Annotated in this window: 23 protein-coding genes and 2 pseudogenes; 11 read left to right on the top strand and 14 right to left on the bottom strand. The window is 41.5% G+C overall.

The window, feature by feature from the left end; genetic code table 11:
* Positions 1 to 62 precede the first annotated feature (62 nt).
* From ACJHXA_RS19755 to ACJHXA_RS19730, 6 genes are all read left to right on the top strand, one after another.
* The gene (locus ACJHXA_RS19755) at positions 63 to 605 is read left to right on the top strand and encodes a hypothetical protein (protein WP_001083904.1); all 543 of its coding nucleotides are present in this window, start codon (positions 63 to 65) and stop codon (positions 603 to 605) included.
* Positions 602 to 856, top strand: a complete 255-nt coding sequence (locus ACJHXA_RS19750) for a hypothetical protein (RefSeq protein WP_001230709.1) — start codon at positions 602 to 604, stop codon at positions 854 to 856. The genes ACJHXA_RS19755 and ACJHXA_RS19750 overlap by 4 nt, the downstream gene beginning before the upstream one ends.
* The gene (locus ACJHXA_RS19745; protein WP_000151456.1) at positions 853 to 1,095 is read left to right on the top strand and encodes a hypothetical protein; all 243 of its coding nucleotides are present in this window, start codon (positions 853 to 855) and stop codon (positions 1,093 to 1,095) included. Before ACJHXA_RS19750 ends, ACJHXA_RS19745 begins: the two co-directional genes overlap by 4 nt.
* Before the next feature lie 570 nt (positions 1,096 to 1,665).
* The gene (locus tag ACJHXA_RS19740; protein WP_000673428.1) at positions 1,666 to 1,959 is read left to right on the top strand and encodes a hypothetical protein; all 294 of its coding nucleotides are present in this window, start codon (positions 1,666 to 1,668) and stop codon (positions 1,957 to 1,959) included.
* A gap of 488 nt (positions 1,960 to 2,447) precedes the next feature.
* Positions 2,448 to 2,696, top strand: coding sequence for a type II toxin-antitoxin system HicA family toxin (locus ACJHXA_RS19735; protein ID WP_000513532.1), 249 nt, complete (start codon positions 2,448 to 2,450; stop codon positions 2,694 to 2,696).
* The gene (locus ACJHXA_RS19730) at positions 2,693 to 3,040 is read left to right on the top strand and encodes a type II toxin-antitoxin system HicB family antitoxin (protein WP_000681609.1); all 348 of its coding nucleotides are present in this window, start codon (positions 2,693 to 2,695) and stop codon (positions 3,038 to 3,040) included. The genes ACJHXA_RS19735 and ACJHXA_RS19730 overlap by 4 nt, the downstream gene beginning before the upstream one ends.
* Before the next feature lie 87 nt (positions 3,041 to 3,127).
* Here the strand turns inward: ACJHXA_RS19730 and ACJHXA_RS19725 are convergent, their stop codons facing one another.
* A complete protein-coding gene (locus tag ACJHXA_RS19725) occupies positions 3,128 to 3,571 on the bottom strand; it encodes a hypothetical protein (RefSeq protein WP_023223351.1) in 444 nt (147 codons plus the stop codon).
* 239 nt (positions 3,572 to 3,810) lie between these two features.
* On the opposite strand from ACJHXA_RS19725, the pseudogene ACJHXA_RS19720 reads away from it, so the two are divergent.
* Positions 3,811 to 4,095 (top strand): annotated as a pseudogene (locus ACJHXA_RS19720) (type II toxin-antitoxin system HicB family antitoxin); the annotation flags it as partial.
* A 274-nt stretch (positions 4,096 to 4,369) separates the two neighbouring features.
* Here ACJHXA_RS19720 and ACJHXA_RS19715 read toward each other — a convergent pair.
* The 5 genes and pseudogenes from ACJHXA_RS19715 to ACJHXA_RS19695 all read right to left on the bottom strand — a co-directional run bounded on the left by ACJHXA_RS19715 (position 4,370) and on the right by ACJHXA_RS19695 (position 7,038).
* Positions 4,370 to 4,696 (bottom strand): hypothetical protein, encoded by a 327-nt coding sequence (locus tag ACJHXA_RS19715; RefSeq protein WP_000206697.1) that lies wholly within the window; start codon positions 4,694 to 4,696, stop codon positions 4,370 to 4,372.
* Positions 4,697 to 4,997: 301 nt separating this feature from the next.
* Positions 4,998 to 5,138, bottom strand: a pseudogene (locus ACJHXA_RS19710) (hypothetical protein); the annotation flags it as partial.
* A gap of 19 nt (positions 5,139 to 5,157) precedes the next feature.
* Complete coding sequence (locus ACJHXA_RS19705; RefSeq protein ID WP_000108794.1) at positions 5,158 to 5,865, bottom strand: hypothetical protein; 708 nt, start codon at positions 5,863 to 5,865, stop codon at positions 5,158 to 5,160.
* Position 5,866: 1 nt separating this feature from the next.
* On the bottom strand, positions 5,867 to 6,619 hold the full coding sequence (locus ACJHXA_RS19700; protein WP_000797966.1) for a conjugal transfer protein TraL: 753 nt from the start codon (positions 6,617 to 6,619) through the stop codon (positions 5,867 to 5,869).
* 17 nt (positions 6,620 to 6,636) lie between these two features.
* Entirely contained in the window at positions 6,637 to 7,038 is a 402-nt protein-coding gene (locus ACJHXA_RS19695) for a hypothetical protein (protein WP_021575837.1), read from the bottom strand.
* 367 nt (positions 7,039 to 7,405) lie between these two features.
* Between ACJHXA_RS19695 and ACJHXA_RS19690 the strand changes: the two genes are divergently transcribed.
* From ACJHXA_RS19690 to ACJHXA_RS19675, 4 genes are all read left to right on the top strand, one after another.
* Positions 7,406 to 7,747, top strand: coding sequence for a plasmid mobilization protein (locus ACJHXA_RS19690; protein WP_000730722.1), 342 nt, complete (start codon positions 7,406 to 7,408; stop codon positions 7,745 to 7,747).
* Positions 7,744 to 11,997 (top strand): LPD7 domain-containing protein, encoded by a 4,254-nt coding sequence (locus ACJHXA_RS19685; protein WP_283512403.1) that lies wholly within the window; start codon positions 7,744 to 7,746, stop codon positions 11,995 to 11,997. The genes ACJHXA_RS19690 and ACJHXA_RS19685 overlap by 4 nt, the downstream gene beginning before the upstream one ends.
* Positions 11,998 to 12,277: 280 nt before the next feature.
* Positions 12,278 to 13,903, top strand: a complete 1,626-nt coding sequence (locus ACJHXA_RS19680; RefSeq protein ID WP_049589868.1) for a phosphoethanolamine--lipid A transferase MCR-1.1 — start codon at positions 12,278 to 12,280, stop codon at positions 13,901 to 13,903.
* Between the two features lie 71 nt (positions 13,904 to 13,974).
* On the top strand, positions 13,975 to 14,748 hold the full coding sequence (locus tag ACJHXA_RS19675) for a PAP2 family protein (protein ID WP_052234578.1): 774 nt from the start codon (positions 13,975 to 13,977) through the stop codon (positions 14,746 to 14,748).
* Here ACJHXA_RS19675 and ACJHXA_RS19670 read toward each other — a convergent pair.
* The 8 genes from ACJHXA_RS19670 to ACJHXA_RS19635 form a co-directional block, all read right to left on the bottom strand.
* The gene (locus tag ACJHXA_RS19670; RefSeq protein ID WP_000666084.1) at positions 14,707 to 15,147 is read right to left on the bottom strand and encodes a hypothetical protein; all 441 of its coding nucleotides are present in this window, start codon (positions 15,145 to 15,147) and stop codon (positions 14,707 to 14,709) included. The genes ACJHXA_RS19675 and ACJHXA_RS19670 overlap by 42 nt on opposite strands.
* 345 nt (positions 15,148 to 15,492) lie before the next feature.
* Positions 15,493 to 15,699: a hemolysin expression modulator Hha gene (gene hha / locus ACJHXA_RS19665; RefSeq protein ID WP_000850854.1), complete on the bottom strand. Its 207-nt coding sequence runs from the start codon at positions 15,697 to 15,699 to the stop codon at positions 15,493 to 15,495.
* 68 nt (positions 15,700 to 15,767) lie between these two features.
* The gene (locus ACJHXA_RS19660; protein WP_034169408.1) at positions 15,768 to 17,933 is read right to left on the bottom strand and encodes a type IA DNA topoisomerase; all 2,166 of its coding nucleotides are present in this window, start codon (positions 17,931 to 17,933) and stop codon (positions 15,768 to 15,770) included.
* A gap of 4 nt (positions 17,934 to 17,937) precedes the next feature.
* Positions 17,938 to 18,513, bottom strand: coding sequence for a hypothetical protein (locus ACJHXA_RS19655; RefSeq protein WP_001303470.1), 576 nt, complete (start codon positions 18,511 to 18,513; stop codon positions 17,938 to 17,940).
* Positions 18,514 to 18,682: 169 nt separating this feature from the next.
* A complete protein-coding gene (locus ACJHXA_RS19650; protein WP_000289347.1) occupies positions 18,683 to 20,359 on the bottom strand; it encodes a PcfJ domain-containing protein in 1,677 nt (558 codons plus the stop codon).
* 94 nt (positions 20,360 to 20,453) lie between these two features.
* Positions 20,454 to 20,969: a thermonuclease family protein gene (locus tag ACJHXA_RS19645; protein ID WP_000698398.1), complete on the bottom strand. Its 516-nt coding sequence runs from the start codon at positions 20,967 to 20,969 to the stop codon at positions 20,454 to 20,456.
* Between the two features lie 46 nt (positions 20,970 to 21,015).
* Positions 21,016 to 21,669: a hypothetical protein gene (locus ACJHXA_RS19640; RefSeq protein ID WP_170855322.1), complete on the bottom strand. Its 654-nt coding sequence runs from the start codon at positions 21,667 to 21,669 to the stop codon at positions 21,016 to 21,018.
* A gap of 11 nt (positions 21,670 to 21,680) precedes the next feature.
* Positions 21,681 to 22,805, bottom strand: a complete 1,125-nt coding sequence (locus tag ACJHXA_RS19635) for a site-specific integrase (protein WP_000486716.1) — start codon at positions 22,803 to 22,805, stop codon at positions 21,681 to 21,683.
* Positions 22,806 to 22,886 lie beyond the last annotated feature (81 nt).

Here is a 22,886-nt window from a genome sequence, read left to right as displayed (position 1 = left end):
TCTTTTGGGGCATCGAACCCAAAAAGACGGGAACAGCAGCCACGTAGCAAAAAGGGAAACAGATGAACTCTTTTTTTGAACAGTATCACCCTGTCTTTGAAGTTGTCTGCCGTATCCTGGGGAACGGCTGGCGCGTGAACAAACTTGATGATTGTCCGTCTCGTATAAAACTGACGTCACCGCAGTTTAAAAATTACTCTGTGCATATTCGGATGGAAAAAGACCGATTTTCTGTTGTGGGGAGTGTGGATAGTCGTTCCTGGAGTAGTCCGTATCATGTTTGTACGTTATCCAGGAAGCGGAATCCCGTTGATATAGCAGCCAATATCGAACGAAAAATTTTGCTAAATGCTTCGCAGGAGGTGTTACAGGCGATTGAGTATGAGAAACGCCAGGCGGCAAAAAAGGACGAAATTCTGATCCTGAAAGGTATGTTATCGCAACTTGTCCAGCTTGAAAGCTGGTATGGGGCATTGACAGGCTTTAAAGCTGAAAATGGATTGAACGGTAAAGTCACCGAGCAGGGCGAGCGTTATGATTTGCAGATTAGGGGTTTGAGTATAGATCAACTTGTTAAAATTACAGGATATTTGAAACAGTTATGAGAAAAAACAAAGGGCGATTGACTTATTATCTTGAAGTGATTGATAAAAAATACCATTTTGTAAAAAAAATAAGCAGTTATTCAAAGGAGTTCACTGACGGAAAAACAAAAAGAACAAAGAGAACGTTAAGTGAGCTGGTTTTTAATGAAAGTGAGGTCGAGGCAATAGACTTTACAAAAAATGGTTTAAGACCTGTTGATAAGAATATTCTCTTAACTATGGTGAAAGAATATAAGGAGAGTGATGCATGACTATTGAAAATACACCGGAAAACATAAAGAAATTACGAAAAAAAATTGGCCTTACCCAGACAGAGTGCGGTGAGATTTTTGGCGTAGGCTTAAGTACATGGCAGAAAAAAGAAGCTAAAACCCACAACCAGCTTAATTTATCGAAAGGTGAATTTGAGTACCTGTTATTACTTGCAGGGGAGCACCCTGAATACGTCCTGCATAAAAAAGCTGAATCCCGCTCACCGGAGGAACCGTGAGCGAGAAGAAAAACACCACGACGCAGAAATCTAAGATATACAGTGTAAAGGTTTATTTGTCTTTACATTGTAATTGTTCTTTGTCTTTACACAGTGTGTGTTTGTAACAGGGCGACTTTACATAATTGCGATTTTGCCTGGTGTGTTGTTGCGCCCGTAGCTCGCTGACGCTCACACGCGCAGTACAGCGCCCCGCCCTGCTGCAATGCACCAGGACGGCGTGAACTCGCTGGCGCTCGCGCTAACTGCGGCATTCTGCGGCGCAAATCAGCATGATCATAGCCTGTTGGTCTGTTCTGGCTTTGCAGGGCGAAGGGATGGCCCTGTGCATCCTGGTATGTTCGTCAGCGGCTGCGCCGCGCTTCGGGGCGATGTGGCCCCGCTGCTCCCTGGTATTTTTTTTCGCCCCTTCTATCCGCTGGCGCGGATTAAAAAATGAGCAAACCATCAAATAACTTGCTGTTTTCAGGCAATAAATCTTGATAATACATCTAAATAGATGTATTATTATTTCATCGAAAGGGGATTGGCTCCTTTCCTTCTTAAGTCCAAACGGACAGGAGATTTAAAATGAAATTCACTTCAACCACGAATCATGTTTTCACATTCGAACGAGTAACGCTTTGCACGATTGTTCTTATTCATAAGGATACGGGACAACAGTATGTTGTCATATTTACGGATAACAATAAAATTCGTGACTATAAGACCGGAATTGTTTCTCAGTTTGGTGAACTTAAGCAGAGTGATATTGATTTAATTCTTTTCTATCGGGACGAATATGAAAAATATTTTGACTCGTTAAATAATGGCGAGGAGTATTTGAGTTTTAAAGAATATATCGGATGTATAAGGGGAAAATAAATTATGAAAGGTGTGTTCAGGTTGCTGGAACAACCTGAACACGTTATCGACAATCAAAACTGAATGAGGTTTTTAAATGTCAACACGACAGATCGTACAGCTTGCTGACTCCCTTGTCAAAGGCTGGGAAACCAGAATTCCGGCAATGACGTGCACGGAGTGGGATCAATTCCGGTGGTGGTTAAACTACCTGCAAGGGTATGAAATGTTTTAAATAACCGGGATAAATTCATATATGGGGAGAGTGTCATGCTCTCCCTTTCTTATTGGGTAGCGAGTTGTATTACATATTTAGCTTTACGTTGTAAAGATTTTATTGTCTTTACAGTGTGGTGTGTTTTCCGGCGGTTGCGCTGCGCTTAGGGGTATGTGGCTTCGCTGCTCCCTGGTATTTTCTTTCACCCTCCTATTTGTCCGATGACTTTTGACAACAACGCTATTTGTAACTATAATTAGTTGCATGTTGGCAAGGGATGGGATTATAGCGTATGGGGAAAGCAGATAAGCTACTGGCAAAATTTTTAAACAGTAAAAAAACGTTTGAATGGGATGAACTCGTTGTTTTGTTTTCTTCTCTAGGATATGTCAAAAAGGAAATGCAGGGATCAAGAGTGCGATTTTTCAATGCTGAAATTAATCACACAATATTAATGCATCGCCCACATCCAGAAAGTTATATTAAAGGTGGAACGCTGAAAGCTATTAAACAGAACTTGAAAGAGGCTGGGGTTTTATGAAACATTTAAAATATAAAGGATATTTAGGTACGGTTGAGCCGGATTTTGAAAATAATATCCTGTATGGAAAGCTGGCATTTATTCGTGATCTGGTGACTTATGAGGCAGAAACATTGGCTGACCTGGAACGGGAATTTAAAACATCGGTTGATTTGTATTTACAGTCCTGTGTGGAGGACGGAAAGGAGCCTGACACGCCCTTTAAAGGTGTGTTTAACGTCAGGCTTGATCCAGAGCTGCATCGTCGGGTCGCTGAAATGGCGATGGAAGAAGATTTGTCGCTGAATGCCTTTGTCAATAAGGCACTGGAAAAAGAAGTCAGTCATCATCGCGCAGGGGCTTAATCGCCCCTTTTTGTTGCTCGCAGGCGTTGATGTTTCTTGGTATTACGGTGTAGTGTGTTGTATTTACAAACAATGCTTTACGGTGTATTACGATGCATACTCTTTAATTGCTTGCAATCTCTTTTCACGTTCGTTGCTTTGTTCAGCTTTTTTCAATTCACTGAATATGTACTCTTCATCTTTACCCGTGAGTTTTGAACCGGAGAGCAAGCGATTAACAACTTTACGTCGAATTGCAGGGTAATCTTTGGTTTTATCGAGTATGGACAATATGCGGTCACTACTAAGAATCTGGCCTTTCCCTGATTCCACATAATGTAGAAAAAATGCGATTGCGGACACGCCCAAAAGCACTGTAAGGACGGCTACACCATCAAGACGAAACTTTGATATAAAGGAATACGCGACCACTCCAATAATTGCTAAGCAGAGACATAAATAAATTAAGAGGTTTTTGTTGCGTTGTTTTTTTTGTGCGCGATCATGATCATCTATGATTGCCAGTATCTTTTCTGGAGTTGCTTGAGCCATTTTTTTTCCTTATCAGGGAGACGGAGTGTTCAATCATCTGGCTTTACAATGTAAAGCTGTGTTTGTCTTTACGGTGTAAATAATGAGATGTGCAGTTAAAAGTGTCAATCAGGTATCATATAGTAAAACACTATATGATTTTCTGTAATAGGCTTAAAAAATTCTCGCTTACATTGTAAAGGTCTTTGTGTCTTTACAGTGCACCACGTTGTAAATCACTGCCTTCTGTGGAGATAATCATGTTTTTTTCTGTTGGTGTCGAAACACCGAAAGATGATCAGACTGCATACGGCATCACTGTTCCGGCTTTTGATTGTTTTGGTTTTGGATGTGTTTCTGCGGCTGATTCTCAGGCAGAAATACCCGCTATGGCGCGTGAAGCGATATTGGCAATCGTGGAAGATATGGTATTAAGCGGTGCTTATTCTGTTGATGATATTCATGATGAAGGGTGTTTGACTTATTCGGATCACTCCAATTATAAGCACTGTGATAGCTGGTTTTTGGTTGATGTCGATTTAACATTAGACATGCCGTAGTCCGGCTATCGGGTCATGAGGACGCTGAAGAATATCGCAGGCATATATTTACAGTGTAAAGGTGTTTCTGTCTTTACATTGTAAGGCTTATTGAATACTACACTGTAGTGCAATGTATGTGTTTTTATGACCTATCCCCGCGTTGTGCGGGGATTTTTTTTGATAGCTAACCGCTCGCCGCAGTCTAGCGACCGAGCATAGCGAGCGAGTGACGAGGAAGCGGAAGATCCACCGTTGCCAGGAGAAAAGCAGGTACGCACTATGCATTCTGCCCTAGTGATGCTTTCACAAACCACGCGGCCTGAACTATTACGCCATGAATCCAGCGCAAATCGGCATCACGATTTTCTTTTTTCATTTTTTCGCCACTTAAAGCCTTGCTTACGTGACTTTTTACCAGATTTTCGTGTAATTCTTTTGCTTCTTCAATTGTGAAACCACCAGGCAAATTTGGCGCTTCTGCTTCCAGTGATGCCAGAGCAATTTCATAAGCCCGGCGCTCAATATTGTCTCGCACGTCCAGGCTGCCGATTCGCTCCCTGATTTCTTTAATTAGTTTCTTGTCGTCGTCGGTAAATGTTGTCATCTCGCTCTCCTTTGGCGTCAATGTTTACAGCCTGGCAAGCCTCTTTGAGCACCCAGTCAATAGCGTCTTTCCATGCCCCTGTTTCGACGGGAGGATTCGTGTGCTTTACCTGATCGTAGAAGCGTACTGCGTTTACCAGTCCTCTTGTTGGTGCTGCTATCGCAGGTGGTAAGTTGTAGAGTTCCTGAATTTCATAGTTCGGCCTGTCGTTGCAGTCTTCTTTTGTCGGCACGTATTTCCAGTCACCAACCCACGTTTTACCCTGAGAGTCCGTAACGTCTTTTTTCACGTAACGATACCTCCATGCAACAACCCCAGCTTCCAGCGATGCCAGTGCGATTTCATAAGCCCGGCGTTCAATATTGTCTCGCACGTCCAAGCTGCCGATTCGCTCTCTGATTTCTTTAATCAGTCCCTTGTCGTCGTCGGTAAAAGTTGTCATTAGTGACTCCTTTTCATATCTATGGTTTTCTTGAATCAATTTCGTCTAGTTTGAGTTTTATATTTTGCTGGTCTGATTTTGGTAATTTTCTCATGCTCTCTTCAGTTATTTTTTTCATATCAAGAAAAGCTCTTGCATAGAAGCGCAGGCTTGCCTCTTTTTCATGTTGTGCAACATACCAGGTTGCGCCAGAAAATGCCGCAGACAGGCATAATGTGCACAAGGCACAAATTGCAATGGCTGTTCTTGTACTGAAGGGTTTTACAGCCTTAGATAATGACTTCAACTTTTCTTCATATAATTTGTTGTTTTTTTCCTGGTTGCGTTTAATTCCAGATATGAGTTCAATAATATCATCTGTTAATTTTTCTTTTACCTCAACACTTGTTTCTTTTAGATCGTTTTTTCCCTCTTCTACTTTTTCTTTTATTTCATTATCCAGATCGCCGCACGTCTCAACAATATTCTTGAATCTTTGAATATAGTCATTTTCTACAGATGAAACGACCTGTCTGAAGCCCTCAGACAGGGCAGTGAAGTTAGCTTGTAACTCATTGCTGAATTTTTCCTGTATCTTTTGGTTCAGAAAAATTAATGAAATAACTGGATCATCTTTTGATATTTTATGCCCTGTCTCCTTGAATACATCAACAATAAAATTATCAATATCTTCACTGGAAACAGCCTTTTCAGGCTGTTTTAATTCTGGCTGATTAACTGTACTCATATTATTCACCGTGTTCATCGTCATAGATGCTATCTAATTGTTTGTAAATGTCATTGAAGACTCGTTTTAATCGTGATTTAGCCATTAATCCAAAATGGTCGGACTCAAGAGCTTCTTTCAGTGTTAGTGATTTTTCTGTTAGCTCTTTGATGTCAGAGGCAAAGGCATCACTTTTTCTGTCCTGAATAACCACAACGCCAGCGATTACATCCTTGTTTTTTTCAATGAATTTAGTTTCTATTAATGGGATATTTTCAAGTGCTGGAATACCCTGAAATTCATTTATCCAGACAATAAGTTTTACCTTACTTCCTTTAACCAGTTCTTTCAGTTCTTCAAATCCCTGCAAGGTATCCGCAAGAGCTTGTCCACCAACGATAACAGTATGGATATAAACGTCTTGTTCTACATCTTCAAACATGTCCATAACACAGTTATCATTGAAATACTGAATTAACGGTAAAAATGTAGATGCGCCATTGTCAATAACAAAAGTATTCTGACTATTGGTCAGCATTGATTCGAACATTGGATCGAATTTGGATTGTATTACTTTGCTGTTTTCAGTGATTTGTATCAAATCTGCATTTAATCTTTTTACTTTAACCGTAGTTGTATTAACCGGGTCTGTGTCACCGACTACGATATTATCCATGTGATTTTCATCAATAAAGTATTGTGCCAGTATTGCGGTCGCGAATGATTTTCCAACACCACCTTTACCCTGAAGGATGAAATTGATTGAGTTTTTCATTTATAATGCTCCTTTACTTAAAGATATTTATTTATGAATTTTTCATTCGTAGCACTTGGATCGTGCTCTATTTCTTTTTTGTTCTCACTAATGTTTGAAAAAAAACCTTTTACCCCCCCTCTCGGTTCATCGCCTTTAGCTTCATTCTGATCAATTACATCTATGGTTTTTGCCTGTTCTTTTGGTTCAGTGCATTTTTGTCTTTTTTTAGCCCTCTCTGTCATATTTATATAAGTCTTTTGGGCTAGTTCTGTCTTGGTGTTGTTGTTTATGTAATCAGCTATTTGCTCCCATGTATAATATTTCTTTGCTTCAAGTATATTTTGCAAATACATATTGAAGACAGCCTGTTTTGATTTCGATTTTGTTTCGTTTATAGCCTCGCATATTGGAGATAATAAACTCTCGATCTTTTTCATTTGTTACATTTCCTCTCTCTCTCTACCTCCTACATTGGCATAATACCTTATTTAAAGCAATTTGCTCGCCGTTTGTGTGGGTGATTATGTGGGTTGTTTTGTGGGTTGTCAATGGGGGTGTGGTCTTTTTTGTGGGTTAAAGTGTGGGTGATTATGTGGGTTGTGTGTTTTTGGTTGTGGGTTATTATGTGAGTCATTGTGTGGGCTGTATGCACGGCATTTTTTGTTCTTCTAAAACACAGGCACGATACCGATTGTACACAAGACCGTTCCGGTCATGTTACAATCGTGTGCCAAAGGGGGACGCCCCTTTGAAACCCCGAACGATGCAGCCGTTCTTATGCGGTTCTACGAACCTTGAGGACATATGAAGAAAAAAACCAACAAAAACGTTCATGTAACATTCAGACTTACCGAAGAAGAATATGCTCCGTTCGATAGGGCTATAAAAGAGCTTAATATTAGTAAGTCTGAATTTTTCAGGCTGCTTACTATTGGTAAAATAAACACATATGCATCTGATAAACGTAACATACCAGAATACAAACGTTGTCTTTCTCAGTTGAGTTGGGCAGGAAACAACATAAATCAAATAGCGCACCGATTAAATTCAGATCATTTAAAAGGTATTATATCAGAATCGCTTTATAAAAAGGTTTTAAATGGACTAATCGGTATTCGTGATCGCCTTCAGGAGATAGCTAAATGATTGTCAGATACGGTGGTGGTAATGATGGTATCGTTGATTATCTGATAAATGGTCGCAAAGCAGAACGCCAGTACACGCGTGATGAACTTGATCATCGTGTTGTTCTTGATGGTGATTTACAGACTACAGATAAGATTATTGATTCTATTGAAAACAAAAGTCAGGAACGTTATTTGCACATTACTCTGTCTTTTCATGAAAGTCATGTGTCGAATGAAGTGTTAAAGGCTGTTGTTGATGATTATAAAAAATTATTGATGAATGCTTATCATCCTGATGAATACTCTTTTTATGCGGAAGCTCATTTGCCTAAAATTCGTCATATCCAGGATAATAGCACTGGTGAACTTGTTGAAAGAAAACCACATATTCATATTGTAATTCCTAAAGTAAATTTGATTACTGAAAAGTTCCTGAATCCAGTGGGAGATGTTACCAAAGGGCATACAATTGAACAGCTTGATGCTATACAGGAATTTATTAATAATAAATATAATCTTGATAGCCCTAAAGACTATCCGCGTAAAGATGCGGATTACGGAAAAATTATAAGTAGAGTTAAGGGGGATCTTTACAAAGAGCATCACTCTGAATTGAAAGGTGAGTTGCTTTCGCGTATAGAGAACGAGAAAATTGAAAATTACTCTGTATTCAAAGATATTGTTGCAGAGTATGGTGAACTTCGTATAAGAAATGCTGGTAAAACCAATGAGTATCTGGCTGTAAAATTGCCTGGAGATAAAAAATACATAAACTTAAAAAGTCCTCTTTTTCGTCAGAATTACATTGAGACAAGGACATTAACACTTGAGAAACCAACACACAAAGAGATAGAAAAGAGACTTAATACCTGGTTAAATAAAACAAGCCAAGAGATTAAGCATATTTTTAACCAGGCGGAGAAAACAAGGGAACTTTACAAGACATTAAGCCCTTCACAACAAATTGATTTCCTGCAAGAGAGGATAAAAGAATATGACTCAAGAGAAAAACTTAACGAAAGAAATTCTCAGCAAACGTCAGGACGAGCGGGAGGTTACAAGTCGTGTCCTAAAAAGTTTGCCAGAATCCGTCAATCTGAAGCAACAGTCGGATTGTCACGTATGCCCCAACGCGGTATGGTTTACGGAATCAATGGATTCACAAGACCCGACTCTGTCAGTGTATTGTCAGATATTTCGCAGCGTGATCTGGCAGAGCAATTATCGCAAAGAGAACATCCTGGTCAGGATGTGCGACGGGATTATGATAGACAATTCACAGAGTCAGGAATAAAAAGTCTTGAACGCTCTTCTTTTTTGTGTGAAACGATGTTTCAGACTCTGAATGAGGCGGCAGAGAAAAACGAAATTGCAACGATGGCAGAAATTCGCAGAAATATTGATCCTGTCAGGTTTCTGTCTTCTGCCGCCGAGCGTTTTAATATTATTCCAGCGCAGCATAAAATCAGAACAGCAAAGGACGGTTCCCCCCGGTTTTCTGTGGGGAATCGTAATATGAACGCATCTGATTTTCTGACAAAGCATATTAATCTTGCCTGGAAAGATGCGAAATCCTTTCTGCTTGAAGTTTATTCACAGCAGTTAGAAAACACGCCATATACGCGCTATCCAACCTACAGACGCCTTACGCATCATGAAGCCCGTGAGCGTCTTAACTCACTGAATTTATCGGAAAAAACATTACGAAATACTATCAGGTTTGAGCGTGGCAAGCTGTATAATGATCTGCGAGAGATGAGACGCGAGTTGAAGTTAATACCACGTGAACAGCGTGATATTGCCGTGGGTGTGATTGTTTACAAAAAACTAACCACACTTGAGCGTCTTTCTGAACTCGACACAGAGGGGCGACACATAATTCGTCAATATCATGCTGACTGGCATAAGGATAAAGATGAAATGAAAGCCCTTGAACGTCTCAAAAGCTATCTCAACTTCGATGAAATCAACGCCATTTCTGCTGACGAACCCGAACTTTCGCTTCAGAAAGCGGTGGATTCCCAGCGCCGCTTAGAAGAGGCGAAAAAGGTTAACTCCAAACTAAAAGATCTTGTGATGGATAAGCAGGATTCCAGGATTGTTTATCGCGATCAGGAATCGGAAAAGCCTGTCTTTACCGACAAAGGGAACTTTGTCGTTGCGGGTAAAAATCCTTCAAAAGAAGAGATCGGAATAATGCTTGAGTATTCCAGGGAAAAGTTTGGTGGTGTACTCAAACTTACCGGCTCTGAAGATTTCAAAAAAATGTGCGCTGAAGTTGCCGCAGAGCAGGACATGAAGATTATTTTACGCCCGGAGCAGTATCAACAGATGATGCTGGAATTAAAAGCAGAACTTCAGGGTAATAAGTTTGAGCAGGTGGAAACACAGGAAAATAGCCAGGAGTCCGAATCCAGAATAGAGAAAGGTGATGCATTGAAGGAACAGGCCACCGAACAGGAACAGGCTACAGAGCAGGCACAGGCTACAGAGCAGGCACAGGCTACAGAACAGGCACAGGCTACAGAGCAGGCACAGGCTACAGAGCAGGAACAGGCCACCGAACAGGAACAGGTCACCGAACAGGAACAGGCTACCGAACAGGAACAGGCTACCGAACAGGCACAGGCCACAGAGCAGGCACAGGCCACAGAGCAAGCACAGGTCGCAGCGCAGGCCACATCTTCATATGATCCTGGTGTTATTACCAGGGCAAACACCCTGGATTCACAGATGCTTAGTAAAGGCACAAATGGTGAATTTGGCTATTTGAAATCTCTGGATAGCGATGAAAATGAGATTTGGGAAGTGCTGGGACATGTACCTGGAGACAGCGATGATATTTTTGACGTTGCCAGTTTTGATAATGAAAACGACGCAAAAGAATTTTGCAAAATTGTGAATGAGTTAGGTATTGACAGAACACAGGCTCTGATTCAGGAGCAGCTTACTACTCAACACGATCAGGCTACTGCGCAGGTGCATAATAAACAGGAAATTTATTGTATAAACTTTAGTCGCTTCCATGATTTGAATGAAGGTATCGTCTTTCATTCTAAAGATGCGGCTATTCAGTGTTATGAGGAAAGCAAATCTTCTGCAATAGAAAAATATGAAAGCAATTATTTAAATGGTGATGGTTTTGATACTGTTGTGCTTATGTCTAAAACTGTCTCAACCGATGAATTATCCTCTTATCCAGAGGGGGCATTAGTAACGTTTGATAGGCCATTTGAAATAATTGCCAATTCATATGAAGAATACCGTACTCCAGTGTATGCGGTTTCTTTTTCGAAGGATGAGTTTAGTGAAGATATTAAGACTTTTGAGTCATTGCACGACGCATCTGAATATAAAAATAAGATGCTTCAGGAGCACGGGCTTAACCAGGATGATATCTTAATCACACCTGTAACAAGAGAAGAAATCGCCTTTAAAGGAATTAAGGACGCTGTTAATGACGCTAATATGGCAGTGATGGAACAGGCGGGGGATTCGTCCAGAGAATCACCAGAAGAGATACTCGCCAGTATTTCAGCTAACGAGCATATGATCTCCGGGCTTGAAAACTTCCTGGTTAAAGACCGTTCTCAGTTCAGTTCCTGCAATGGGGATATCGTTGTGGAGGCGGAAATTACCAGGGGGGAAGGTGGTCTTTATCACCTTGCGGTCGCTGGTAAGCATGGCTTAGAGCGTGGTGATGCAGTTGCCAGAGTGGATGTTACGGAGCAGCAATTTGCCGCGATCACTGGAAAAACACCTTCTGAAGTTTTAACGGGGGACCAAACATCGGCTCGTGTTCCGGTAATTACAGGTATCCATTTCAGTACAAGGGCTATTGAAAATGTGAATAAACTGGAACAACAGAAGGATTATGTCTATTTCTCAACACATGAAGGCCTGAATGCTGAAATAAAAGATTTCAGCTCTCTCAAGGATGCTATTGAGTGGGGCCGGGTTGAATGCGAGCTACATGATCTCAATAAGCGCGATACTGTCATTTATCGCGTCGAGTCTGAACATATTTCTCAGGGGATTGACGCTGTAATGAAAAATGCTGAACGCGTGGAGCGTCATGAAATTGAGAAAGCACAGGGACGGGATTGCACGCCGGAAGACGGCAAGATTCTTGAGGCAATTGATCGCTTTGAGGACAAGTTCAGAGGGGAAGGACTGAAGTTCGAAAGGGAGAAGGCCGAATCCGATTTGCTTAATCACGGATTCACTCGTGAAATGGCAGAAGATGCTCTTGGAAAACAATTTGTCTAGGCCAGAGAAGAACATCTGGAATTGCAGCAACAGCGTGACAATTCACAGGACATGCACTAATTAAGAAAAAAGCCCGGTTTTCGGGCTTTTTAAGATACAAATTATAAATACTCTCAAGTGTATATTCAGTATGGGATTGCGCAATGATTGCCTAATAAAATTTCTGAAATATTTCTGTATCGCATAATTTTTTATATCAGATAAATTGTACTGGATTTCTTAAAAAATTGCAGTATAATTGCCACAATTATCCCACCGTTTATTTTTTGATTAGTTTCTCATGATGCAGCATACTTCTGTGTGGTACCGACGCTCGGTCAGTCCGTTTGTTCTTGTGGCGAGTGTTGCCGTTTTCTTGACCGCGACCGCCAATCTTACCTTTTTTGATAAAATCAGCCAAACCTATCCCATCGCGGACAATCTCGGCTTTGTGCTGACGATCGCTGTCGTGCTCTTTGGCGCGATGCTACTGATCACCACGCTGTTATCATCGTATCGCTATGTGCTAAAGCCTGTGTTGATTTTGCTATTAATCATGGGCGCGGTGACCAGTTATTTTACTGACACTTATGGCACGGTCTATGATACGACCATGCTCCAAAATGCCCTACAGACCGACCAAGCCGAGACCAAGGATCTATTAAACGCAGCGTTTATCATGCGTATCATTGGTTTGGGTGTGCTACCAAGTTTGCTTGTGGCTTTTGTTAAGGTGGATTATCCGACTTGGGGCAAGGGTTTGATGCGCCGATTGGGCTTGATCGTGGCAAGTCTTGCGCTGATTTTACTGCCTGTGGTGGCGTTCAGCAGTCATTATGCCAGTTTCTTTCGCGTGCATAAGCCGCTGCGTAGCTATGTCAATCCGATCATGCCAATCTACTCGGTGGGTAAGCTTGCCAGTATTGAGTATAAAAAAGCCAGTGCGCCAAAAGATACCATTTATCACGCCAAAGACGCGGTACAAGCAACCAAGCCTGATATGCGTAAGCCACGCCTAGTGGTGTTCGTCGTCGGTGAGACGGCACGCGCCGATCATGTCAGCTTCAATGGCTATGAGCGCGATACTTTCCCACAGCTTGCCAAGATCGATGGCGTGACCAATTTTAGCAATGTCACATCGTGCGGCACATCGACGGCGTATTCTGTGCCGTGTATGTTCAGCTATCTGGGCGCGGATGAGTATGATGTCGATACCGCCAAATACCAAGAAAATGTGCTGGATACGCTGGATCGCTTGGGCGTAAGTATCTTGTGGCGTGATAATAATTCGGACTCAAAAGGCGTGATGGATAAGCTGCCAAAAGCGCAATTTGCCGATTATAAATCCGCGACCAACAACGCCATCTGCAACACCAATCCTTATAACGAATGCCGCGATGTCGGTATGCTCGTTGGCTTAGATGACTTTGTCGCTGCCAATAACGGCAAAGATATGCTGATCATGCTGCACCAAATGGGCAATCACGGGCCTGCGTATTTTAAGCGATATGATGAAAAGTTTGCCAAATTCACGCCAGTGTGTGAAGGTAATGAGCTTGCCAAGTGCGAACATCAGTCCTTGATCAATGCTTATGACAATGCCTTGCTTGCCACCGATGATTTCATCGCTCAAAGTATCCAGTGGCTGCAGACGCACAGCAATGCCTATGATGTCTCAATGCTGTATGTCAGCGATCATGGCGAAAGTCTGGGTGAGAACGGTGTCTATCTACATGGTATGCCAAATGCCTTTGCACCAAAAGAACAGCGCAGTGTGCCTGCATTTTTCTGGACGGATAAGCAAACTGGCATCACGCCAATGGCAACCGATACCGTCCTGACCCATGACGCGATCACGCCGACATTATTAAAGCTGTTTGATGTCACCGCGGACAAAGTCAAAGACCGCACCGCATTCATCCGCTGATTTCTCCCTGTATTTTTTCCAAACCCACCGCACACTCCATTCGTATTATGGGCGGTGGGGTGGGGTTTGTTATGCCGTATTTATCAAATAAACGCCTACTTGCTGAGATGAGTATCGCTCTTGTCATGGCGATCGTTGCCACGCTGACCCTTGAGCACAGTCAGATTGATCTGATGGTCGCTGATTGGTTTTATCTGGGTATGGGGCATTGGATGGTTGCCAAGCAAGCTTTTTTGCCAGATTTGCTACTGTATTCTGGACTAAAAAAGCTGCTGATGGCGATGCTGATCTACTTGCTGGTTGCGACCATTTGCCGTGCTTATCATGAGAAAAAGGGCAATGCTATCACTGCCAAGTGGCTTGTCCCAGTGACAAAATTTCGCGTGCGTGAGCTTGCGTATCTGGTGCTGACTTTGATCCTAGTGCCGACAGTTGTCGCGTCATTGAAGGCATATACTCATGTGGTCTGCCCTGTGCATTTGACGATTTTTGATGGTACGCTGCCGTATTTGCCGATGCTTGATAGTATGCGTAACACCATTCCTGATAAGTGCTTTCCTGCGGCGCATGCCAGTAGCGGATTTGCGCTGTTTGCCTTTGCGTTTGCGCCAAGTTTGCGCCGCCGTCGTGGTGCGATCATCATCGTGGTGATGGCATTGGGCTGGGCGATGGGCTGCTATAAGATGATTATTGGCGATCATTTTTTGAGCCATACGGTGGTGTCGATGATGCTTGCGTGGGCGATGTCGGCAGGGCTTGCGTGGGTGTTTTTTAAGAAGGGTGAACAATTCAAGGAAAAAAAATCAACCCCAAACAGAAATAACAGCTACAAAAATGGACAGTAATAATGCAATAAAAGTAATGTTGAGCCATATGTTGGACGAGTCTTTTAAGACTAATGAGGCTGTTAATGCCATTGTAATGAAACTAATGATAATAATGGCTGCAAATAAATATTGTACAATGTTTTTTATTGTACTTGGTTGCTCCCCAATTCTTTCTCTGTAATTTGCATCAACATTAGATATCCATTGAAGTAATAGAGCAATAAAACAGCCTACTCCGCAAACGGTGAATTGCACAGACGTCGGGTTTGAATCAAACAACGAGATCGCTAAGTTATATAAGTATACCGCGCCTGAAATCACCCCGACAACTAAAATAGAGATGAGTATAATCCGAAGAACTAATGTATTGCTTTCCTTTAAGGAATATATTAAAGCCGCTTTTTCGTATTCTTTCATGATTTAATCCAGTCTATAAGTATAAGAACCAACAAAACTGTCCAGGATTCATTTTCTGTGAGCATATGAAATCCCATCCAGAGTGATGATACTGGCAGAAACACGCCCACAGCCGGAATTATTAGTCTGGCGGAGAATATCCTTATCAGGAGTATCAATAGTGATAAGAACAGAAAAAGAGTGATCATGTGGAAAAACATTCACATCACCTATAACACTATTAAGATAGCCTGCCAGATATCCATTTCAGACAGGCTATATACAGGGTTCAATTCATTCTATGAAAGGTGTATAGGGATTGCTGATGTTTGTGTCGATCAAAAATCTAATATTAATAGATGAGAACTAATATACATATTTCCAGACGGATGGGGGGATTTTATCGTAGAGTTTATTCATTGTGAGTTCTGCAAGCCTGTGATCGGCGGCGGCATTAAACGACTCAAGCTCAGAAGGAGGGAGGCTGTTTTGGTTTTTTTCAATAATCTTTTCAAGTGTGTCGAGTGTTGAGCAACGTCTTAACTGAAAGAGCCAGTCTTGTTTTGTTTTCATTGTACAATTCCTGAAGAACATCCTTGTCCTATAGTAGCTACAACGATGTTTGATTTCTACTGCTGGATTTATTTCTTACTTTTTTGTGTAAACTCAAATCCCAGTTTCCCGGTTGCTTTGTCAACCAGTTTTACTTTTGCTGAAAATTCTTTGTTTGTTTTTTGACTAATGAAACCTTTCAATTCACTTGTAACTCCTTTTGTTATTAACGTTTCAATTTGTTTATCGGTTAATGATTTGCCGCAGAAATCTTTCCATATCTTAAATTCACATCCTGTACAGAAATAACCTTTTGGTCTGATAACAATCTGTTTACCACAGGAAGGACAAGGAGAGGGCAGGCGTTGTGACTGACCAGACGGCGCGCTGGGGGCAACTTTTATTTCAGCACTGTTCGCATTACTAATCATCGGTATCAGATCATTGTACAGTTCGTCAACGAACTGTTCGATGGTCATTTCTCCGTTTTCAATGAGTGTCTGTTTTTCCGCCCATAATGCCGTCATATCTGGATTAACAGCTATATCCGGCAGAGCATCAATAAGCGCATACCCGGTATCAGTCGGAATAAGTTTTCCTTTTTCCAGGGTGATATAGTTCCGTTTTTTCAGTGTTTCCAATATGGAAGCCCGCGTAGCTGGCGTACCAATACCGCCATGTTCGTCTTTTTTATCCCGATCTTTATCCTTCAGTAACTTTTTAATCACTGGATCAGTGACAAAATCTGCGACACGAACAAGCGCGGCAAGTAAAGTGGCTTCGGTGAATAATGGCGGTGGCGTTGTTTTCTTCTCATTCACAACCACTTCTTTTGTCGTCACTGTTTCTCCTGTGCGAATTTTACAGAGCAGATCAAAAGCGGAATCATCATTTTCGGCTTCTGATTCCTCATCCCCGGTATTTTCCTCACCAAGAAACGCTTCAAATCCGCTGTCTGTTGTTTTCCTGGCACGGGCATAAAACGACTCATCACCACACTGAATGGCAACGGATACTTCCTGGTATGTTTTTTCAGGCATGAACTGAACAAGATAGTGTTGTGCGATTGCCAGGTAAACATTGCGCTCGTCACTGCTCAGCGCGTTTACATCCGGTACGTTAACGGTCGGGATTATCGCCGTATGCGCAGTCACTTTCGCACTGTTAAACGCCTTGCTTTTACGTGTCGAATCAACGTCCAGTGGCTGATCGAATACTGACTTCAGGGCATCGAGAACCTGTGGTGCTTCGCTGAATTGTTCATCAGAAAGATATGAGCAATCTGAACGGTTGTAAGTAATTGCTTTGTATTTTTCACGTAGCTGCTGTGTGATATCCAGCGTTTGTTGTGCCGTCATTTTGAACTTCTTGTTCATGTACTGCTGAAGCCGGACCAGGTTAAAGGGCAATGGCGCAGCCGTTTTTTTATCGTCTGTTGCTGCTGCTTCAACTGTCGCTGGTTTTCCTGCAAGGGAAGCCGCTGTTCCATTCGCCCACGCCTTATCAAGTAATTTACGGTCTGTCAGTGGTGCGAACTCACCAGGTTTCCAGTTCGCCCTGATAACATCAACGCCGCGTTGAAAATGCCCGGTCATGGTGTAGTAGAAACTGGATTTATGATTCTTGTTGGCACGGGTGCGATTTACTATCAGGCCAAGAATAGGCGTCTGAACACGCCCGACCGAAAGTGTCCCTTTATAGCCTTTAGCCCGTGCCGGGATCGTATAAGCACGCGTCATGGATAAACCGTATATCGCGTCGGCTACAGAACGCGCCAGAGCCTTGAGATAGAGTCCTCTGAAGTCACGGTTATTTTTGGGATTTGCCAGTGCCTTTTTCACTGCCGGAAGGGTGTTGTCGTTGATCAGAACGCGCTTAACGGGTTTTGTGTTGCCTGCATATTCCAGGACCTCATCGACAAGTAGCTGTCCTTCGTCATCTGGATCGCCAGCATGAATAATTTCGGTCACATCGGCACGCCTGATAAGCTCAATAATCGTTTTAACTTGTTTTGCGGCGCTTTCTACTGGCTGGTATTTTACGGGATAAAGACGCAAAGGGAGTGTTTCAATCTTCCACTCTTTGTATTCAGGATTATAGTTTTCGGGGGGCTGTGATTCGATAATATGACCAAAACAGTTAGTCACAATAGTATTATCACTTTCAAACCAGCCATCATGACGGGTAAAATTGCCACCAAGCGCCTTAACAATATCATTCGCTACTGCGGGTTTTTCTGCGATAAAAAGTTTCATTTTGTTATCCTTTACATTGAATTAATCTTTTGGCACAACGGATAGCACGTTCTTCTGATACTGCCTGTTGCCAGTTATCTTCACTTACTGGATGTCTGAATCTGCGTTCACAGCCATTAAAAGCAAAAATCCCCTCACGGTTAAGTATATTAGTTGCAATATCCTGGTCTTTAATTCTCAAAAAGGCTGTTACGGCAAAACCAGAATACGAAGAAATTTTTGAAATGATGCATTCATCAGCTTTTATTAACGCGGCAAAAGGAACTATCTTTTGATGACCACACGAAATCAGAGGGAGTGTGTGAATATCATAATAAGCTATTGAATGACAATCCATGCGGGTATCATCAATAGCTGCCAGCCAGAATCCTGTCTGGTCTTTTATTTTTCTGCTAATATCTGAATCTGAAACACCAGGATTTAATAAATATCCACCATAACAGACATGGAAGGGGTGAGCAGATTCATCAATATCAGGAAGTTCTTTTACCGGATTTTCTTTCCAGTCCTTCAGAACACCGAATTCAAGAGCATCCAGCAAAAACTTTCGTTCAAATCCATCAAGCAATGCATATTGCATGTTAAACCTCTCAAAGAAGCTCTGATTTGTTGACCTCATGGTGAACCAGTTCACCATTGCGTAAGACAAACAGGTAAGAAAACTTTCTTTCCTTATCTTTCAGTCAGTTTTTGTATTCAGAAAGAATAAACACCCAGTCATCGGTGCTGTAATGAGATGCGATGACTCATTATCTTTTTAGTGATGAGTTGATTATTTTTAAAATATGCCTGCCTTTAATTAGCATGTTTCTGGAAACAGCCTGATTACGAATACCTCTCATCTGGTCAAACTGATAGGTTAAATCATGTTCTTTTCGTGAAAGTCCAAGAGTGGCTCTTTCATTATCCATCAGGACTGAAATTGCAATATATTCTCCAGATGCACACCAGTCTGCATAACTGGCAACGCAATGTTCCATCTCCTGACCTTCCTGACACAGAGCATCAAATGTAATTAATTCATTTACACCGTTATCAACTTTCTGCCAGTTTATCCCAGTTCCTTTCCATTTTGGGATTACGGGAATAACGTTATTCTTCACTTGTCGCGTCCATTCATCAGATAGTCTCCAGAAAGAAGGCCACTCCTGGTTTTTATGAATTAACCGTTCTTCTGCTAACAACCAGTCAATTGCATGACACAACTGATTCGTTTCCATTTCCCAGCGTGATGTTTGCCTGGATTCAGTATTACGGTCATAAAAGCCAATGTTTTTAAATAAATCACGATGATATTCTAGCCATTTTGAGCATATACGATAAATATCATTTTCTTTTTCTGAGTAAGCTCGAATGCTAATATAATCGATAATCCAGTAAATTGCTCTCACAGGATAGTTCTTGATAAGTGGATGGCGTAATAATCTGACTGTAAATCTGAATGATGCATTATCATGTTTATCATTTAAAGCATATACTAATGACAAACTAACATGTCGTAAACTTCTGAACTCACCATAACTAAGTTTGCAGGGAAAACTGATTTTTTCATATAACTCTTTTGTCTTTCCAGATAGTATAAACTGACCATTTTTATGTTGTTGTCTTAGACGACCAACCATAGGCCACAATCCGAAAAAATCCATATCATTCACAATATGGATTCGCTTTGAAAAATCCAGATAGTCCTCAAATAATGCCTGACGAATTGAATTGTAAGCTATCGAACAATGTGAAGCTCTGGCATATTGTGCAAATATCTTTTTATCTACCATTATCCATATAGCTTTACTCAATGCTTTTGAAGCATTAAATTCATTATCCACCCCTATAATTTTTAATGCTCTCTGATAAATTTTGTTTTTTATCTCTGCGAGTAAAATATGTCTGCTGATATATCGTGTATTATAGGGGTAGTTGAATGATGCTATTTTACCAAGGCAATGAACAATGTCATGTATTCCATACTCATATGAGTAATATACATTGGATGGATATAGTGTGGAAATATAACGACTCTCACTGTTTTCCTCTTCCTCTCCAATGCGTAACAAATAGAGTTTGTCTTCAATTGAATATCCAGCCTCAATCAATGATTTGATGATGTAGCTAATCGCATATTTTAACCAGTCGTCCATGTCGTATGCAGATTTTTTAGACCAGAATAAAAAAATCTTACCAGGAAATGAATTTCTTCTGGTCCATACCCCAGTGTGCTTATCTCTTAGCTTGTATCCCCACAAAGTGATTTTGTTATTCTTTTTGTTTTTTCTAATACGAAAAACGCCACAAATGATAATGGAGATGTACTTTTCATTCTCCTCTGTTTTTACAAGACGAAGCCCCCCTGTATTTTGATAGATTTTAAAAACATCATGCAACGTAAGAATATTATTGTCCCTTGTCTGTTGATTAATTACATACATGCCGCCCCCTGTTAAAAAGAAGCCTTTAATATTGCACAAAGATAAAAAGACAGAATCATGGCAAACCAAAAGAAGAATGCATTTTCTTGCCCCCTTAATTTCTGATACGCCATTCCCACGGTGGAACCGGATTTGCATCGGCCCACAAACCACGTTTTTGTTCCTGCGCTTCCCGTTGCAGAGCCGGTAATGACTCATCCACGTTGTAACGTTCATATACCCATGCAGCGCCAGACTGAACCATAAAGCGGCTGGCATCCGTGCCGTTCGTCGTGAACACATGACCGATAATGCGTCCGTAGCGGTCTTTATGTGAATAAGAGACTGTCACCTGTTTACCTGCAACCAGAGTTTTAAGCTGACTAGTTGACCAGCGTCCAAAAGGTTGTTTCTTTTCAGGGGCATCGATGTTTATCAATCGGACTCGGATCGGAACTTCATACACAACAATTTTTGCGGGTAGTGTTTTAATTTCTATGGTGTCGCCATCGAGAACGCGAATAACTTTCCCCTGAAGAATTTTCTGGTTAAATGTATAAGGTATTCCACCTGCATTTGCAGACTGAAAAGCGGTAAGCAGATAAATAAATATTGTTAATAAGATTTTCATAAAAGATTAACGTTAATTTGTCTGTGCAATGGATAGAGCGTTATTCTTATTTTCTTCCTGCCGCTTCATCGAAAAATGATGATTTTCCTACTGCTGCGGCATCATACTGAAATGAATATCCAAAATCATCGTCATGCTCAAAACCTGTATTTTCTCCATTTTTTAGTCTGGAAAGAATAATCTCAAGTTGACTGATTATATCTTCCCTTTCACTATGACGAGTGCCTTGTAAGAGAATAGTTACTTGTTGCAAAGGATATGCATGTTCAATCCATGCCTGGCTAGGTCCAGAGTGCGTTGTATATAAATTTTTTTGTGCCGAAATATTATTCAGAAAACAGTTTAAGTCATCATTGGAATAAATTTCTTTAATATTGTTGATGTTGGATGTTAGTTTTCCAAGTTGGAATGGTGGAGAATTTTTGTCTTCATTGTTGTCTCCTTTATCGTATTCTGGAAACACAATTAACAAAGGTGCACCATTAGTTCTCTTCATAAAACGGGTTACTAGCCGCCCAATATATTTATTGGACATATGCTGTTCAATGTCCAGGACAGCATATTCCTCCGCTGGGAACATTTTGTTTTTTTCGATGGATTTAATTTTTCTGGTAAGATGAATGTTTCTGATAAGCAAACCTACTATCAGGAAGTAAATAAATATCCAGAATAAAAAATCACTCTGTAGTTGTTCTATCATAAGTGAATCCTCTAATTTGTTAATGGACAAATCATTACCCGTTCATCAATGTTTGTAGGAAGTTCGCCAGGAGTAGGGACGCGTTCTCCTCGCTGGGCGGCTTGTGCCAGTGTTCGTAGCAGCAACACGCTGGCATGAAATATGGCCTGTTCTTTTGTGGCTGCGCTTGTTTCCAGGTCGAAATCACTCAGAGTCACAACGACTTGCCCGTTTCTGTTCTCGACCGTTGCCGGGTAGGGAACAAAATAGGGAGCGATTTTGCTGGTTTGCTTGCGTCGGGCATCGAGTTTACTGACAAGTTGATAAGCCCGAAGGTGTGTGTATCGTTTCAACATGTTCAGGGAGCGATGGCCTGAAATAGCGGCAACCTCAATGACGTTCAATGTACCAAGTTCGAAAAATCGGCTGATAGCCTCATGACGGAGGTCATGAAAATGCAAGTTTTCTATCTTCAGTTCCTGAAGTGCTGTTCGCCAGGCACTTTTGAATCCCGAAGAGGTATAAGAAAAAATATTACCGTTAAGCTGTGTCGGCAGCATTTGCAGGTAATTACGGGCTTTCCTGGATAGCGGAACATCGCGTGGAGCACCGTTTTTGGTTGTTGGAAGATGAGCTACCCCATGTTGCAGATCGACGTGTTCCCAACGCAATGACAAGATTTCACCTTGTCGCATTGCTGTTTCCAGCGCCAGATGAAAAATGACGTAAAGAGCCTGATTTTTTTCTTTGAAATACCGCGAAAGTCGGCGTTCTTCTCCTGAAGTCAGGCGACGATCGCGCCCGCTACTGATTTTGGGTTTTCTGACCAGTTCGACAGGATTCATGCGGCATGTTCCCCATTCCACACGGGCGATATTGAATAATGATGACAACAGGGCAAGTTCAAGACGGACGGTGTTTCCGGTTATTTGACGCCCCGTTCGTGGGTTAATTTGCGCCAACCGTTGATCCCGATAATTGGCAATATCAACAGTGGTAATGTCATCCATATAGCGTTCAGCAATAGGGTGACGTTTAATCACATTTACGCGATAAAACTCCTGTAGATGGCCTTTTTTGTGGATGGATACTGTCTTCAGGTATTTGTCCAGCGCCCGGCTGATTGTCATTTTGCGAATTTTGATTTTCTGAAACATATCCCCTCCAGACAAAAAAGGGGGGAAGGTAGAGATTCTTGCTTCGAAATGCAATATCACCGTGCCAATCCGGTGTGTGGA

The organism is Escherichia sp. WS33 (assembly GCF_046486385.1).
Classification (GTDB): domain Bacteria; phylum Pseudomonadota; class Gammaproteobacteria; order Enterobacterales; family Enterobacteriaceae; genus ECMA0423.
The sequence above is the reverse complement of the archived record's forward strand: the minus strand, read 5'-3'. Positions and strand labels throughout refer to the sequence as shown.